We start from the raw sequence: 17705 nt of genomic DNA on the forward strand, positions 1-17705 counted from the left end.
TCTTTATTGCAAATTGTTTATGTATTTGAAAATGAGTGATATAATCTCTTTGATTAAACTTGGCAAGTCTCGTTGTTTCAGTCTTTTGTTATGCTTTTGGCACATAAATTGCCTAATATTGATGGTAATCTATCCTAATAACTATTCTAATTTTAGAACAATAATGGAAGTAATAATGAAAAACAAATGGCTATTATGCATTCTTTTAATGCTGTTTCTGCCTTTCGGATTATTTGCGCAGGTGGCTCCTCCTCTTGAAAAACAGAAGACAGAAACACAGGAAGCCCCGGAAAATAACAATGAAGTTACGACAAACAGCGATACTAATACCGACGGGGATGCTGGAAAGACAATCAAAGGAGTGATTAACGACGAACAGGGAGAGACAATCATTGGTGCTTCCGTCATTATCAAAGGTGAAGATACCGGAACTACCAGTGATATGGATGGTAGGTTTACTCTCGAAGCTCCGGAAGGAGCGATTTTAGTGATCTCTTATATCGGCTATCATACGCAGGAAGTGAAAGTCAGAAAGAGATCTCTTCTTCGTGTTGTGTTGAAAGAAGACAATCAGTTATTGGATGAAGTGGTAGTGGTAGGATACGGAACCGTCAAAAAGAGTGACCTTACGGGTGCTGTGTCCGGTGTATCCAACAGACAATACAAAAATCAACCTGTACAACGGGTTGAAAATATACTCCAGGGTCGTACTCCCGGTGTAGAAGTCACTGCTACGAGTGGTATGCCCGGAGCAAGTATGAAGGTGCGCGTTCGTGGAACTACCTCTATTAATAAAAGCAGTGATCCTTTATATGTGATTGACGGTATCATCTCTTCCAGTGGCTTGGACGGTATCAACCCTTCTGATATCCAGTCGATGGAAATACTGAAAGACGCTTCCTCCACTGCCATTTACGGTTCCCGTGGTTCGAATGGCGTTATCCTGATAACCACCAAACAGGGTAGTGAGGGAAAAGCACAGGTAACGTTCGATGCATCGGTAGGGCTTTCGACTGTCAGAAAACAGTATGACCTGCTGAACGCTTACGAATATGCAACTGCACTGAATGATATTCGCGGATCGTCTACTATCTCTGCCGAAGACCTTGAGGCTTATAAAAATGGAACGAAAGGAATCAACTGGACTGATCTTCTGACTCGTACAGGTATCACCCAGGATTATCGGCTCGCCATATCCGGAGGAAACGAAAAAGTGAAATACCTTATTTCGGGAAATGTGCTTGATCAGGAAGCCATCACGATCATGTCCGACTATAAACGCTATGGGATTCGGGCAAACATCGACTCGGAAGTGAAACCCTGGTTGACAATCTCTGCAAAATTAAACGCATCCAGTCTTCACAAACACAATGAAGGTGGGGCGAACTGGTTGCATGTCACTAACTTTTCGCCTACCATGGAGCTGAAAGATCCCGAAACCGGCGTGTACAATACAGACCCGTATAATATGATCGGTTCCAGCCCTTACGGTGAAATGATAGTGAACAATAGCGATAGCTATAGCTATAATTTAAACGCCAACCTGACATTGCTGTTTAAGATCATGAAAGGACTGACGCTTTCCGTTCAGGGAGGTTATGACTACGATAATAGTCCTTCTTATTCTTTCCGGTCGAAACTGGATTCACCGGGTGCTATCAATAGCGCAAGCAATACCAACGCATTGCATAACTATTGGCAGAATACTAACAATCTGACCTGGCAAAAGCAATTCGGAGATCATAGCTTCACCGCCATGGGTGTATGGGAAATAAGTCGTTCGTGGGACTCACAACTAAAGGGAACCGGTTCCAATCTGAACAATGAAAGTGTTGGGTACTGGAATCTTGGCAATGCTGCTATCAGAGATGCGAGCAATTCATATACGGAATTTTCTTTGGCTTCCGGCATCGTGCGTGCTAATTACGATTATAAGAAACGATATTTTATTACTGCTGCATTAAGAGCTGACGGTTCTTCTAAATTTCAGGGAGACAACAAATGGGGATATTTCCCTTCCGCAGCTGTGGCTTGGGATATTGCACAAGAATCTTTCATGAGCAACCAGCACGTGCTCGATCAGCTGAAGCTGCGTGCCAGCTTTGGTGTCACCGGAAATCAGGATATTGCTGCTTACAGCACATTAGGTATGTTGTCGGGGGCATCTTACGGCTGGGGAACTTCCACTTCCTCTACGGGATATTGGGGATATCAGTTTGCTACACCCGGCATTACCTGGGAAAAAACTTACCAATATGATTTGGGATTGGATATGAGTATCGGAGGCTTTAATATTACAGTGGACTGGTTCAAGAAACAAACGAAAGATCTGCTTTTTCAGAAACAGGTGCCTAAATATAACGGAGGTGGTACTTATTGGGTGAATCAAGGAAAACTGAACAATACCGGAGTCGAATTATCCCTTACCACTTTCCCTGTAAAGGAGGCTGTGACGTGGGAAACCAGCCTGAATGCTTCTTATGTGAAGAATGAAGTAGCAGATCTCGCAGGCGATGACTTTGTACTCACTGCTAACTATAGCGATTTGGGAGGTCCTATGCAGATTATGAAGCCCGGTTATCCTATGGGATCTTTCTATGTCTATCAATGGAAAGGATTCGATGATAAAGGCGCCAATCTTTATCAGAAAGCAGATGGTAGTCTGACAACGAATCCGACTTCCGATGATTTGGTTGTGAAAGGACAGGCAAGTCCCAAATGGACAGTAGGTTGGAACAATACTGTTACTTGGAAAAACTGGACGCTGAATGTCTTTTTTAATGCTGCCACCGGATATGACCGGTTGAATATCAGCCGTTTTATGGCGGCATCCATGACTGGCGTCTCTCGTTTCGTAACCTTGCGTGATGCCTACTTCAAAGGATGGGATCATGTTGCCAACAAAGCGGACGCTCTTTATCCGAGCCTTACCAATACCGACAACAAGAGTTATGCTAATTCGGATTTCTGGCTTGAAGATGCTTCTTTTATCAAGTTGAAGAATATCAGCCTCTCGTACCGCATTCCTCGCCGTGTACTGAAGTTTGCAAGTGTACAACTGTCCGTCAGTGCACAGGATCTCTTTACAATCACCCGCTACAAAGGAATGGATCCTGAAGTGTACACCAGTTATGACGGACTGGATTACGGTGCTTATCCGATTCCTCGGACAATCACCTTTGGAGCCAAATTCAGATTTTAAAACCGTGTATTAAGACAATAACCGTATGAAAACAGCATATACCTTTATAATGAAAGCCTTGCCTGTACTTCTGACAGCTTTGTGTTGGACTTCGTGTAGTGATTTTCTGGAAGAAGATCCGAAAGGACAGTTACCTTCGGATACCTATTTCAGTAATAAAGAAGACTTGGACGCTTCGCTGACGGCTCTCTATTCCGTGATCGCAAGTTCACAGGCTAGTAATAATCTTTGTGGAACGAACTTCCTGGTGGGAGATGATATCTCCACTCATCCTTCCAGTAATAAACAACCTCTTCGTGAACACGATCAGTTTGATGTGAAAGACAATAACTCGTGGTTGTCCAGTATGTGGGAGCAGCGTTTCAAAGTTATCAAGGCTGCCAATTTTATCATAAATAATGCGGAGCGTACGCCGGAGGTATCAAAAGACGATATAAAAGTGGCTATTGCACAAGCACATTATTGGAGGGCCTACTCTTATTTTTATCTGGTGACTACTTGGGGACGGGTTCCCATCATGCTGAAAGAAGAAATAGATTATAATGCTCCGTTGAAGACGGAAGAGGAAGTGTACGAATTGATTCTGTCTGACCTGAAAATAGCAGAAACCGATTGCCCCGCACTGTACACGAAGGAACCGTATGGCAGAAATGGAATGAACATTGCTGTAAGTGAGGGAGCCGTAAAAGCAACGATGGCTTATGTCTATATGTGTATGGCAGGATGGCCACTTAATAAAGGAGTAGAATATTACAAGCTGGCTGCCGCCAAAGCCAAAGAAGTGATAGACGGTGCAGATGGTGGTAGCTACTATTATAAACTGCTGCCGGAATATAGCCAGGTATATTCATGGGAATACAATAATAAGAATACGGAACTTCTGTTGGGTATCTATTATAATAGGGATGCGACAGGACAATCCGCTCCCTTGACCGATTTCCTGCAAGATATGAAACAGGCCGGTTGGGGAGATACGAATGGAGAAATTAATTTCTGGATGAACTTCCCCGAAGGTCCTCGTAAAGATGCTACGTATTTCCCGAAAATCATGCTTAGCGACGGGAAACTATATGATTGGTGGTATGATACCGATCCTGCTTCCCGCGAGGTAGTGGCACCTGTATTTATGAAGACCGTGGAAGGTGCTGTACGCGGAACTGAATTTGATTATACAAATCCTGCCGTAGTCAATGCATCGGGGGAGAAAACATTCCAGTTATTACGTCTTTCGCAAGTATATTGCTGGTATGCCGAAGCAACAGGCCGTGCGGGAGAAATCAATGAACAGGCGGTTAAAGTGTTGAACGAAGTGCGCAACAGGGCAGACGGTGAAAAAACAAATAGATATACGACGGATATGTCTCCTGATGAACTGGCGGAAGCAGCCTACAATGAACATGGTTGGGAAATGGCCGGTTATTATTGGGGCGGTATTGCGAGCAGAGCCAGGGATATGTTCAGAATGTACCGGTATAAGGATCATTTTGAATTCCGTAAGAAAAATGAGCCTATTGAAGTGGTGTCCGGAGTTTTCAGGAAAGAAGCAGTAACGGTCACCGGAACTTGGGATGACAGTAAGATGTATGTTCCTTATCCCTATGAAGATGTGATTTTGAACCCGAATCTGGACAATAGTTGGAAGAATAGATAGCGTTAGGGGTTGATTTTTTGAATGATCTGTTTTTTATAGAACGATGTAGGTTATCTCTTAATTTACATCGTTCTTTCTTTTTTGTATGGTTTGTTGTGTCAATCTATATTTTTGAGGGACTTAAAAACGTCGGGCTAGATTTCACTAAATGGAATAAAAGTGTTATTTTTGCATCTTGTTCTTAACGGAAATTAATCAAGAAATGATAGAAGATATTAAAAAAGCCTGTCAGGTGATGAATGAAGGAGGAGTGATCCTTTATCCCACCGATACCGTATGGGGTATAGGCTGTGATGCGACTAATGAAGAGGCTGTACGCCGCGTGTATGAGATTAAGAAGCGCGCTGACAGCAAGGCTATGCTGGTCTTGGTAGACTCTCCGGTTAAAGTAGATTTTTATGTACAGGATGTGCCTGATGTTGCATGGGATTTGATTGAAGTTGCCGACAAGCCGTTGACGATTATTTATTCCGGAGCACGTAACTTAGCATCGAATTTGCTGGCCGAGGATGGTAGTGTAGGGATTCGGGTGACGAATGAAGATTTTTCCAGACGACTCTGTCAGCAGTTCCGTAAAGCAATCGTTTCTACTTCGGCTAATGTCAGCGGGCAGCCGGGTGCGGCTAATTTTAGCGAAATCAGTGATGAAATCAAATCGGCGGTAGATTATATCGTTGGCTTTCGCCAGGACGATATGAGCCGGCCGAGACCCTCAAGTATTATTAAGTTGGAAAAAGGTGGAGTGATAAAGATAATTCGCGAATAAATGAAGGGAGAAAAACTTAGTTTATTACAGCGTTGCATCAAATGGCGGGAAGCGAATATAAAGGAGAAGCAATTTATTCTGATATTAAGTTTCCTGGTCGGAATTTTCACAGCGTTTGCCGCATTAATATTGAAATTCTTTATCCATCAGATACAGAATTTCCTAACTGATAATTTTAATGCAACGGAAGCTAACTACCTGTATTTGGTATATCCGGTAGTCGGGATTTTTCTTGCAGGTTGGTTTGTTCGTAATATTGTAAAGGATGACATCAGCCATGGAGTCACCAAAATTCTATATGCTATTTCCCGTAGACAGGGACGTATCAAGCGACATAATATCTGGTCCTCTACCATTGCCAGTGCGATCACCATCGGGTTTGGTGGATCGGTTGGAGCAGAGGCGCCGATTGTACTGACAGGTTCGGCAATCGGTTCCAATTTAGGGAGTGTATTCAAGATGGAGCACCGCACGCTGATGTTGCTCGTCGGCTGTGGCGCGGCAGGTGCGATTGCCGGCATTTTTAAAGCTCCGATTGCGGGATTGGTATTTACATTGGAAGTTTTGATGATCGACCTGACCATGTCCTCTTTACTTCCCCTGCTGATTTCTGCCGTGACAGCGGCAACCGTTTCATATATAATCACCGGTACGGAGGCTATGTTTAAGTTTCATCTGGATCAGGCATTCGAACTGGAGCGTATTCCTTTTGTTATTTTACTGGGAATTTTTTGCGGACTGATTTCATTGTACTTTACGCGTGCCATGAATTCGGTGGAAGGTGTCTTTGGTAAACTCAACAACCCTTATAAGAAACTGGCTTTCGGTGGTGTGATGTTGAGTATATTGATCTTCCTTTTCCCGCCTCTTTATGGTGAAGGATATGATACCATTAATCTTTTGCTGAATGGAACGTCTGCGGCAGAGTGGGATACGGTCATGAACAATTCTATGTTTTATGGCTATGGCAATTTGCTGCTGGTTTATCTGATGCTGATTATTCTGCTGAAGGTCTTTGCTTCCAGTGCAACGAATGGTGGCGGTGGTTGTGGTGGTATCTTTGCGCCTTCGCTTTATTTGGGATGTATCGCCGGGTTTGTCTTTTCTCATTTTAGCAATGACTTTGCTTTCTCCGCTTATTTGCCGGAAAAGAATTTTGCATTGATGGGGATGGCGGGAGTGATGAGTGGCGTTATGCATGCTCCGTTGACAGGGGTGTTCCTGATCGCCGAATTGACAGGGGGATATGACTTATTTCTTCCGTTGATGATTGTATCTGTAAGTTCATATCTGACCATTATAGCTTTCGAACCTCATAGTATCTATTCGATGCGTTTAGCTAAGAAGGGACAGTTGCTTACACACCATAAGGATAAAGCCGTGTTGACGTTGATGAAGATGGAGAATGTGGTGGAGAAAGATTTCGTTGTCGTACATCCGGAAATGGATTTGGGCGAATTAGTGAAAGCAATTGCTGCTTCCCATCGAAATGTCTTCCCGGTGACAGATAAAAAAACAGGTGAATTGTTAGGTATTGTACTTCTTGACGACATTCGTAACATCATGTTCCGGCAAGAACTTTATCACCGTTTCACTGTTAATAAATTAATGACATCTGCCCCTGCCAAGATATTTGATACGGATGGAATGGAACAGGTGATGCAGACGTTTGATGATACGAAAGCCTGGAATCTTCCGGTAGTGGATGAAGAAGGGCGATATCAGGGATTTGTTTCTAAATCGAAGATATTTAATTCATACCGGCAAGTATTGGTACATTTCTCTGAAGACTAACTGACAATCGGCAAGATGCCGGAGCCGGGTTTATGCAGATAACAGGTTGCTATGCAGATTATAAGACGATTATGAAAAAAGAAGATTTAAGAATAGTATATATGGGGACTCCCGATTTTGCGGTAGAGGCCCTGCGTCAATTAGTAGAAGGCGGTTATAATGTAGTGGGTGTGATTACAATGCCCGATAAGCCTGCCGGACGCGGACATAAGATCCAGTATTCTCCTGTAAAGCAATATGCGCTTGAACAAAATTTACCGTTACTTCAACCGGAAAGGTTAAAAGATGAGGTTTTTGTAGAAGCATTGCGTGAATGGAAGGCGGACTTGCAGATTGTAGTTGCTTTTCGTATGTTGCCGGAAGTGGTATGGAATATGCCACGACTGGGTACGTTCAATCTTCATGCTTCTTTGCTTCCTCAATACCGTGGAGCTGCCCCCATTAATTGGGCGGTTATCAATGGTGATACGGAAACTGGAATTACTACTTTCTTTTTGAAACACGAGATAGACACCGGAGAAGTCATTCAGCAAGTACATGTACCTATTGCAGATACGGATAATGTGGAAGTGGTACATGATAAGTTGATGGTACTGGGAGGAAAACTGGTTCTTGAAACGGTAGACGCTATATTGAATGGAACGGTAAAACCGATTCCTCAAGAAGAAATGGCGGTTGTCGGTGAACTTCGTCCTGCTCCGAAGATCTTTAAAGAAACCTGTCGGATTGACTGGAATCAGCCGGTGAAGAAGATATATGATTTTATCCGTGGATTATCACCTTATCCTGCTGCTTGGAGTGAACTGATTACTTCTGAAGAAGGAGCAGCAGTGGTCGTGAAGATATTTGAAAGCGAGAAGATTTATGAATCACATCAATTAGCTACAGGAACAATTGTGACCGATGGAAAGAAATTCATGAAAGTAGCTGTACCGGATGGATTTGTATCTATTCTTTCTTTACAGCTTCCCGGTAAAAAACGTCTGAAAATAGATGAATTGCTTCGTGGATATCACCTGGAAGATGGTTGTCTGATGAAGTAATTAATCGGATGAGCAGATTAAAACGAGCAAGCCATTAGATTATAAATAGAATAAAGCGTCCCGAATAAGAGACGGCTAGAACCTAAAATAAAAGAATTATGAAACCGATTATCGCTCCTTCCATTCTTTCTGCCGATTTTGGATATTTGGCAAAGGATATTGAAATGGTAAACCGCAGTGAAGCGGAGTGGGTACATATTGATATTATGGACGGAGTATTTGTTCCGAACATATCATTTGGCTTTCCGGTACTGAAATATGTGGCGAAGTTAAGCCAGAAACCGCTGGATGTGCATTTGATGATTGTGAATCCGGAAAAGTTTATTCCGGAGGTAAAAGCGTTGGGCGCCCATACGATGAATGTGCATTATGAAGCTTGCCCGCATTTGCATCGGGTGATTCAACAAATCAGAGAAGCTGGGATGCAGCCTGCTGTAACTATCAATCCAGCCACTCCTGTAGCTCTTTTACAAGATATTATCCGGGATGTATATATGGTGCTTATCATGAGCGTGAATCCGGGATTTGGCGGACAGAAGTTTATCGAACATTCAGTAGAAAAAGTTCGTGAGCTGCGTGCCCTGATTGAACGGACAGGTTCGAAAGCGCTCATTGAAGTAGACGGTGGGGTGAATCTGGAAACAGGTGCCCGCTTGGTTGAGGCGGGAGCCGATGCGTTAGTGGCTGGTAATGCTGTCTTTGCGGCACCCGATCCGGAGGCGATGATTCGTCAGTTGCACGAACTGTAACTCATCTGTTGAGTACTTTTTACATCCATCGATATCCCTATATACGCCTGATTATCCCTTGGATAACAGGCGTTTTTTGTGGAGATCATTTTTTTGACCGTTCATGGGAACCTTTTTGGAGTGTTCTAGCCTTTGGACTTTGTATTGCTTTATTGTTTGTTCTTTATTTCCTGAAACGCCATTCATTGCGATGGTGCTTTGGATTAGCAGTCTCTATCCTTTGTTTTATAGGAGGATGGCTTGGAATAACTTGGCAATTACAACACGCTGTCTACTCTTTTCCGGAAGAAGAAACAGTGTATCGGGTTTTAATAACGGATGCACCTCAAGCGAAAGAACATACCTACCTCTGCCAGACATTATTAAAGGAACGTCGTGATACTGCCGGCACATATCCGATAGAACGTGCTGTAATTCTTTATCTACAGCAAGATTCGGTCGTTACCCGGTTGAAAAGTGGAGATGAACTGCTGATTTCTGCCCGTATTTCTCCCCCTCTCAACAATCGGAACTTTGATGAATTTGATTATGCCCGCTTCCTGATGCGGAAAGGAATCAGTGGAACAGGATATGTTGCATCCGGGAAATGGACAAAACAGGACGGGATGAATAACCTTGATCTCAAAAGTATAGCCAGCTCTTGCCGAAGAAGGATGATTTCACTTTATCAGAAACTGGGATTTTCCGGTGATGAACTGGCTGTACTTTCAGCACTGACCATAGGAGACAAAACGGAATTAAGTGATTCGGTTCGTGAGAGTTATTCGGTGGCCGGTGCAAGTCATATTCTAGCTCTATCCGGTTTGCATATCGGGCTTTTATATACACTGCTCTTTTTCATACTGAAACCTATTGCCCGAAGAGGAAATATAGGTAGAGCTATACGTTCTGTTCTTCTTCTTATCCTATTATGGGCTTTTGCCTTTTTCACAGGACTTTCTCCTTCGGTAGTACGCTCGGTCAGTATGTTTTCAATTTTAGCAATGGCAGATATGGTTGGTCGCCAACCGCTATCTCTAAATACATTGGCGGCAGCTGCATGGTTGATGCTATTCTGTAATCCGGCATGGTTGTTTGATGTTGGTTTCCAGCTCTCTTTCCTTGCTGTTGCTTCCATCCTATTGATTCAAAAACCAATCTATCACCTGATTACGGTGAAAGGTAGAATAGGAAAATATATTTGGGGACTGATGAGTGTGTCTGTTGCTGCACAAATAGGAACGGCTCCGCTTGTTATGTTTTATTTTTCCCGGTTCTCTGTACATTTTCTATTGACGAACTTGGTTGTTATTCCTTTCATTACGATTATCCTGTATGCTGCTGTCATTATGCTTCTTCTGACTCCTCTTTCGTGGCTTCAGATCGTAGTGGCCGAAGGTGTTAAGAAACTATTGGAAGGACTTAACTTCTTCGTCCGATGGGTGGAACAGCTTCCTTACGCTTCTATAGATGGAATCTGGCTTTATCAGTCAGAAATATTGGGTATCTATATCGTTGGCTTTTTGTTAACCTATTATTTCATGAACCGTCGATACCGGAATTTATTGATTTGTCTTTTTTCTATCTTATTACTGGGGACTTATCATTCAACATTATATTGGCTAGATCGTCCCCGGACAAGCCTGGTCTTTTATAACGTGCGCGGTTGCCCTGCAGTACATTGCATTGAGAGCGATGGACGTTCCTGGATAAACTATGTAGATACTATCTCCAATGAAAAACGTCTGAAGCGCATGGCTGCTAACTATTGGAAGCATCATCATCTTCTGCCTCCCAAAGAAATAACTGCCGATTGCCGGTATATGGAACTTAATCGTCAGCAGCAGATTATATCCTATCATGGCTGTCATATTTGTGTAATAAATGATAACCATTGGCGGAACAAAACCACCGTTTCTCCGTTATATATTCAGTATCTTTACTTATGCAAAGGATATGACGGACATCTGGAAGAGCTCACCCGAATCTTTTCTTTCTCTTACGTCATATTGGACGCATCTCTCTCGGAATACCGCAGACACCTCCTTGAAAGCGAATGCAAGCAATCCGGTCTGCGGTTTATCTCGCTATCCGACGAAGGTTCTGTCCGCTTTTTGCTCTAAGTACAAAGATTTATCGTACATTTGCACCTTGATAAAGTATAAGAGTATGTTGACGAAAGTAATTGAACAAGCCAAAATAGACCATTTTACTAAATGGTTTGAACGAGCTGACAAAATAGTAATTGTATCTCATGTTTCTCCTGACGGCGATGCTATCGGTTCTTCATTGGGATTATATCATTTTTTAGATTCACAAGAGAAAACAGTAAACGTAATTGTGCCGAATGCTTTTCCCGATTTTCTGCGGTGGATGCCGGGCAGTAAGGATATCCTGTTGTATGACCGTTACAAAGACTTTGCAGATAAATTGATCGCCGAAGCAGACGTCATCTGTTGCCTCGATTTCAATGCACTGAAGCGTATCGACGATATGGCAGATGCTGTGGCCGCTTCTCCGGCACGTAAAATAATGATCGATCATCATTTATATCCCGAAGATTTCTGTAAGATAGTAATGTCCTATCCCAAAATATCTTCTACTTCCGAACTGATATTTCGTCTCATCTGCCGTATGGGATATTTCAGTGATATCTCTAAGGAAGGCGCAGAATGTATCTACACAGGGATGATGACAGATACCGGTGGGTTCACCTATAACTCGAACAACCGGGAGATTTATTTTATCATTAGCGAACTCCTTTCTAAAGGAATCGATAAAGATGATATTTATCGTAAGGTGTACAACACCTATTCGGAGAGCCGTTTACGTTTGATGGGATATGTATTATCGAACATGACTGTGTATTCGGAATCTAATTCGGCTCTAATCACCCTGACAAAAGCAGAGCAAAGCAAATTTAACTATATAAAAGGCGATAGCGAAGGCTTTGTTAATATTCCCCTTTCCATTAAAAATGTCTGTTTCTCTTGCTTCTTGAGGGAAGATACCGAGAAACCGATGATTAAAATATCCCTTCGTTCAGTAGGAACCTTCCCATGCAATCAGTTAGCTGCCGAATTCTTCCATGGAGGAGGCCACTTGAATGCTTCGGGCGGTGAATTTTTCGGAACGATGGAAGAGGCAAAAGCGGTCTTTGAGAAAGCGCTTGAGAAATATAAACCTTTACTAACAGCGAAAAGCTAAAGATGGAAGGTTAAAAGTGAATATGGAAAGGTTAAAAGATACGAACTTTCAACTTCCCCCTTTCAACTTTTAATGATTTTGAGATACATTTGTGCGGAATATAGCTAAATAACAGATAATGAAGAAACTTGTATTTTTATTTCTCTCTTTGTTAACCGCCGGAAGTCTGTTCCAGGCATGCGACAATTCGAAGACTTATGCAGAAATGCTGGAAGACGAGAAAAATGCGGTGAATAAGTTCATCAAAGATAATGATATCCGTGTCATTTCACTGGAAGAGTTTGAACGGGATACGATTACAGCTTCTAAAGAAGCGGGGAATGGATATGACGAATACGTTGCTTTCTCCAATGGCGTATATATGCAGATCGTAGATCGTGGAGGAAAAGAGGATAAGAATGGAGTTGAAGTTATTAATGAGGTAGATACTTTTGCTAACAATAATGTCATTTGTACCCGCTATGTAGAACAGGATATGATGACAGGAGATACTACATGTTTCAATGTTCCTTTGGAAAAATGGATGGATATTTCTGAATATTATAAGTCTCCATTAACATTCCGTTATGTGCAAAACTCATCTACTGTTTATGGAATCGTTTTATCTGGTGATTTTGATTATGACTATTTGTGGACAGTTGCTAATGGTTATGGAACTGCAATTCCATCCGGATGGCTGATTGCTTTACCATATTTGCGTAATAATGCCCATGTACGCCTAATTGTACCTTCTAAGATGGGACATACAACTGCACAACAATATGTCAATCCTTATTTCTATGATATCCGGAAGTTCGAGAAAGCAAAAAGCTAAAGCACTAACATTAGATAAATCAAATCTTTAACTAAAGAACCTATGACTCTAATCAAATCTATCTCTGGAATCCGCGGAACTATTGGCGGAGGAGCGGGAGAAGGACTGAACCCGCTTGACATTGTAAAATTCACCTCGGCTTATGCTACTTTGATTCGTAGAACCTGCAAGGCAAAGAGTAATAAGATTGTTGTGGGACGTGATGCCCGCATTTCCGGTGAAATGGTAAAAAACGTAGTAGTCGGCACATTGATGGGAATGGGCTGGGATGTAGTAGACATTGATCTTGCTTCTACCCCGACCACAGAACTTGCTGTAACAATGGAAGGCGCCTGTGGCGGTATTATCCTGACAGCTTCTCATAACCCGAAACAGTGGAACGCACTAAAATTGCTGAATGAACATGGTGAATTTCTGAATGCAGCCGAAGGCAACGAAGTACTTCGTATTTCTGAAGCTGAAGAATTTGACTATGCCGATGTCGACCATCTGGGATCTTACCGCAAAGACCTGACTTATAATCAGAAACATATCGACAGTGTATTGGCTCTTGACCTGGTAGATGTAGAAGCTATCAAAAAAGCTGATTTCCGGGTAGCTATTGACTGTGTAAACTCGGTAGGCGGTATCATTCTTCCCGAACTTCTTGAACGTTTAGGTGTGAAACATGTAGAGAAACTCTACTGTGAACCTACCGGAAACTTCCAGCACAACCCCGAACCGCTTGAAAAGAACCTCGGTGACATCATGAACTTAATGAAAGGTGGAAAGGCCGATGTAGCTTTTGTTGTAGACCCCGATGTTGACCGTCTGGCAATGATCTGCGAGAATGGCGTAATGTACGGTGAAGAATATACACTGGTTACTGTTGCCGACTATGTACTGAAACATACCCCCGGTAACACTGTTTCTAATTTGAGCTCTACTCGTGCTTTGCGTGATGTAACTCGCAAGTATGGAATGGAATACAGCGCTTCTGCCGTAGGCGAAGTAAATGTTGTAACGAAGATGAAAGCAACCAATGCCGTTATCGGCGGTGAGGGAAATGGTGGAGTAATTTATCCTGCTAGTCACTACGGACGTGATGCATTGGTAGGCATCGCATTATTCCTTAGCCATCTGGCTCACGAAGGAAAAAAGGTTAGCGAGCTCCGTGCTACTTATCCTCCTTACTTCATTGCTAAAAACCGTGTAGACTTGACTCCGGAAATCGATGTAGATGCTATCCTTGCCAAAGTGAAGGAAATCTATAAGAACGAAGAAATCAACGATATCGACGGTGTGAAAATAGACTTTGCCGACAAATGGGTGCATTTGCGCAAGAGTAATACAGAACCGATCATCCGTGTGTATAGTGAAGCTTCTACTATGGAAGCTGCCGAGGAAATCGGTCAGAAGATAATGGATGTGATTAATGAATTAGCAAAATAATATCCTGTAAAATAGGATTTTATTTATAACATTTGAGTCTCGTATATCATAAAGATAACTGAATAAGTTGTCTCATTGATATACGAGACTTTTTATTAGGATGATATCCACTGAATAATGATAGTTACTCTTCTCCTTGAGTATTAACAATAAAGTTTCTTTTGATTAAGTCTAAACTTCCTTTCGTCCAATAGTAAACTTCTCTTTTGTTATTTACAAACTTAAAATGCAAGCTTCATTTTTATAAATGCAAGTTTTGTTTTTAAAAATGGAACCTTTGTTTTTATAAATGAAGCTTGCATTTATAGATTGGAAGGGATGAAAAGCGTAAGCGTCTCCGCGATTCTATCTTGTCGCCCTTTTTTCATTCTTATATTTTTGCTATGTATAAAAATGAAGCATTATGGATTTAGCAGAAAATCGATTTGGAAAAACTTGGAAACATTTCCTTGAAGCATTGAAAGTAGACTACAATTGTTCTTTAGCCGATGTTTGCCGCGATCAGCATACCACTTTTGGTGGTATGAGTTCCTGGATGTCCAGACGGGGCTATAGCGTTAAACAAGCCAAGGCAGATGTGGTCCGTGATTATTATGGCGGCGTTGAACCCTCCCAACCGACAACTTCCTCTCCTTCATTCACTCAAATAGCACCCGCCATGTTGTCGGAAGAAGAGTTTAGTCTTGCCGGGATCACAATCACCTTTAACAGTGGAACCACCATTTCGGTCAAACGGGCCACACCCGGTGGTGTTATTAAAATGTTGCGCGATTACGAAAGAACGGAGGGAGATCCATGTATTCTCTAACATCAGCCAATCGATACTATCTGTACCAGGGCTTTGTTCGTATGAACCTTGGCATTGACGGTTTATTCAAAATTATACGATCGGAAATGAAGGACTTGTCTCCCGTTTCCGGAGATATCTTTTTATTCTTTGGTAAAAACCGACAAAGTGTAAAAATACTGCGTTGGGATGGCGATGGCTTTCTTCTGTACTACAAGCGCCTCGAAGGTGGAAGTTTTGAGTTACCGACATTTAACCCCAATACAGGTAATTACGAGATTTCTTATCAGGTTTTGTCTTTTATCTTAAATGGAGTGTCATTAAAGTCTGTACGGTTGAGAAAGCGTTTTAGGATCTAATTCAACATTCTGATTATTAGATATTTGCGCTAAAGATATCATCCGGTTTATTTGGCCAATTCGTTGATTTTTTATATCTTTATGCCATGAAAAAGGATGAGATCATAGAGTTATTGAAGGAACAAATCAAGGGATTACGAGATGACAACAACAGACTCTTGGACCAAATAGATGCTTTGATAAAGGAGGTTTCTTCCCTTAAAGAGGCACTCCTTCAAAAAGGCGAATCTCTTAGCAAGCAACAGCGCCTTACTAAGGGACTCGCCAAACTTGTATCCAACACATCCGAACAGCAACAGGCTCCCCAATCTGCCATATCCGAAGAGGAGCGACAGAAGATAGAAGCGGAAAAAGCAGATAAGCGTAAAGCAAGAAAGAACAATGGGGCCAAACGTGACATGCATTATGAGATGGAGGAAGAAGAACATGTCGTTTATCCCGATGATCCCGATTTTGACATCAATAAGGCCCGGTTGTTTACCACTGTTCCCAGAATATGCGTCCGCTATGAATGTGTACCCATGCGCTTCATCAAGCATGTCTACAAGATACACACCTATACGCAAGAAGGTCGCCTGTTTGAGGGAAAAACACCGGCTTCGGCCTTCTTGAATTCCAGCTATGACGGTTCATTTATTGCCGGATTGATGGAATTACGTTATATACAATCGCTACCTGTTGAAAGAATCATCAACTACTTCGAGAGTCATGGCTTTACGCTGAAGAAACCTACGGCTCATAAGTTGATAGAGAAAGCCTCAAACCTCTTCGAAAATCTTTATAAGTGCATCCGGCAGACAGCTTTGAGTGATCCTTATAAGGCAGCCGATGAAACCTATTACAAAATACTCGTCCCAGAAAAGAACAGCAAGGGAAAAGGAGTCAGGAAGGGATACCTTTGGGTGGTTGTCGGCATAAACACCAGGATGATATACTTGCTCTATGATGACGGCTCCCGGTCTGAAAGAGTTATTCTTAACGAATTAGGCAGTTGCAAAGGTATCATACAAAGCGATGGTTACTCACCTTACCGGAAGCTCGAAAGCGATGCTTATCCCAATATCACACGCATCCCGTGCTTGCAACATATAAAACGGAAATTTATAGATTGCGGTGAGAAGGAGCCGGATGCAAAAAGAATCGTGGAGCTGATAAACGCACTTTATCAAAACGAGCATAAGCATAAAGTTGGGGTTGAGGGATGGACGGTAGAACAGAATCTTATGCATCGAAAAAAGTATGCGCCGGACATACTCGGAGAAATAAAAGATGTGCTTGATGAAATAGAAGAACGGGGGGATTTATTACCTAAGAGCGAACTGCAGGAAGCCATTACCTATCTTCGCAATGAGTGGAATGCAGTGGTGGACATCTTTAATTATGGTGACACTTATCTGGACAACAATATGGTTGAACGGATGAACCGGTACATATCCTTATCTAGAAAAAACTCATTGTTCTTCGGCAGCCATAAGGGGGCCGAACGAGGCGCCATACTCTATACGATAGCACTCACTTGTAGGATGCATAAAGTGAATCTATTTGAGTATCTCACGGATGTGATAAACAGAACAGCCGAATGGCAACCGAACACACCAATTGAAAAATACAGGGAACTGCTTCCTGACAGATGGGAAAAGGCTAATGACTAAAAAGGGATCATTAGCCTTTTTATTTTAATACACTATATAGAATCGCGGAGACGCTTACTGAAAAGCAACTTTACTGTTAATAAAAAGAAAGTTTGGACTTAATCAAGAGCAACTTTTCTATTAATAGATTACATGAGAAGTAAGCAGTATTGAGAGGAAACTAATCTATATAGCTTACTTCTCTACTTCGTTAGAATAGATATAGTATAAGGAGGTTAGTGATATACAAAGGTTTATAGATCTTATAATCAATGATAAATAAACGGCTTAT

General features: G+C 42.1%; 13 protein-coding genes. All 13 read left to right on the forward strand.

Annotated elements, in window-relative coordinates; translation table 11 throughout:
* Positions 1-175 precede the first annotated feature (175 nt).
* The 13 genes from KSX81_RS16295 (at position 176) to tnpC (ending at position 17434) form a co-directional block, all read left to right on the forward strand.
* Positions 176-3202, forward strand: coding sequence for a SusC/RagA family TonB-linked outer membrane protein (locus KSX81_RS16295; protein ID WP_004323608.1), 3027 nt, complete (start codon positions 176-178; stop codon positions 3200-3202).
* Between the two features lie 25 nt (positions 3203-3227).
* Entirely contained in the window at positions 3228-4853 is a 1626-nt protein-coding gene (locus tag KSX81_RS16300) for a RagB/SusD family nutrient uptake outer membrane protein (protein ID WP_004297303.1), read from the forward strand.
* Positions 4854-5055: 202 nt separating this feature from the next.
* Positions 5056-5619 (forward strand): L-threonylcarbamoyladenylate synthase, encoded by a 564-nt coding sequence (locus KSX81_RS16305; RefSeq protein WP_004297304.1) that lies wholly within the window; start codon positions 5056-5058, stop codon positions 5617-5619.
* Positions 5620-7413 (forward strand): chloride channel protein, encoded by a 1794-nt coding sequence (locus KSX81_RS16310; protein ID WP_004297305.1) that lies wholly within the window; start codon positions 5620-5622, stop codon positions 7411-7413.
* 71 nt (positions 7414-7484) lie between these two features.
* Entirely contained in the window at positions 7485-8456 is a 972-nt protein-coding gene (gene fmt / locus KSX81_RS16315; protein WP_008776731.1) for a methionyl-tRNA formyltransferase, read from the forward strand.
* A gap of 98 nt (positions 8457-8554) precedes the next feature.
* Positions 8555-9205 (forward strand): ribulose-phosphate 3-epimerase, encoded by a 651-nt coding sequence (rpe, locus tag KSX81_RS16320; protein ID WP_004297307.1) that lies wholly within the window; start codon positions 8555-8557, stop codon positions 9203-9205.
* A gap of 8 nt (positions 9206-9213) precedes the next feature.
* Positions 9214-11307, forward strand: a complete 2094-nt coding sequence (locus tag KSX81_RS16325) for a ComEC/Rec2 family competence protein (protein ID WP_004323610.1) — start codon at positions 9214-9216, stop codon at positions 11305-11307.
* Positions 11308-11353: 46 nt separating this feature from the next.
* Positions 11354-12391 (forward strand): DHH family phosphoesterase, encoded by a 1038-nt coding sequence (locus tag KSX81_RS16330; protein WP_004297310.1) that lies wholly within the window; start codon positions 11354-11356, stop codon positions 12389-12391.
* 118 nt (positions 12392-12509) lie between these two features.
* The gene (locus KSX81_RS16335) at positions 12510-13205 is read left to right on the forward strand and encodes a DUF4827 domain-containing protein (RefSeq protein ID WP_004297311.1); all 696 of its coding nucleotides are present in this window, start codon (positions 12510-12512) and stop codon (positions 13203-13205) included.
* 42 nt (positions 13206-13247) lie between these two features.
* Positions 13248-14636 carry a phosphoglucosamine mutase gene (gene glmM, locus KSX81_RS16340; RefSeq protein WP_004297312.1) on the forward strand — a complete coding sequence of 463 codons (1389 nt, stop codon included), beginning with the start codon at positions 13248-13250 and terminating at the stop codon, positions 14634-14636.
* 403 nt (positions 14637-15039) lie between these two features.
* Complete coding sequence (locus KSX81_RS16345) at positions 15040-15444, forward strand: hypothetical protein (protein ID WP_004319308.1); 405 nt, start codon at positions 15040-15042, stop codon at positions 15442-15444.
* The gene (gene tnpB, locus KSX81_RS16350) at positions 15432-15782 is read left to right on the forward strand and encodes an IS66 family insertion sequence element accessory protein TnpB (protein ID WP_004296723.1); all 351 of its coding nucleotides are present in this window, start codon (positions 15432-15434) and stop codon (positions 15780-15782) included. Before KSX81_RS16345 ends, tnpB begins: the two co-directional genes overlap by 13 nt.
* Positions 15783-15868: 86 nt before the next feature.
* Complete coding sequence (tnpC, locus tag KSX81_RS16355; RefSeq protein WP_004296722.1) at positions 15869-17434, forward strand: IS66 family transposase; 1566 nt, start codon at positions 15869-15871, stop codon at positions 17432-17434.
* Positions 17435-17705: the final 271 nt, after the last annotated feature.

It is taken from the genome of Bacteroides sp. MSK.18.37 (assembly GCF_019129155.2).
Classification (GTDB): domain Bacteria; phylum Bacteroidota; class Bacteroidia; order Bacteroidales; family Bacteroidaceae; genus Bacteroides; species Bacteroides ovatus.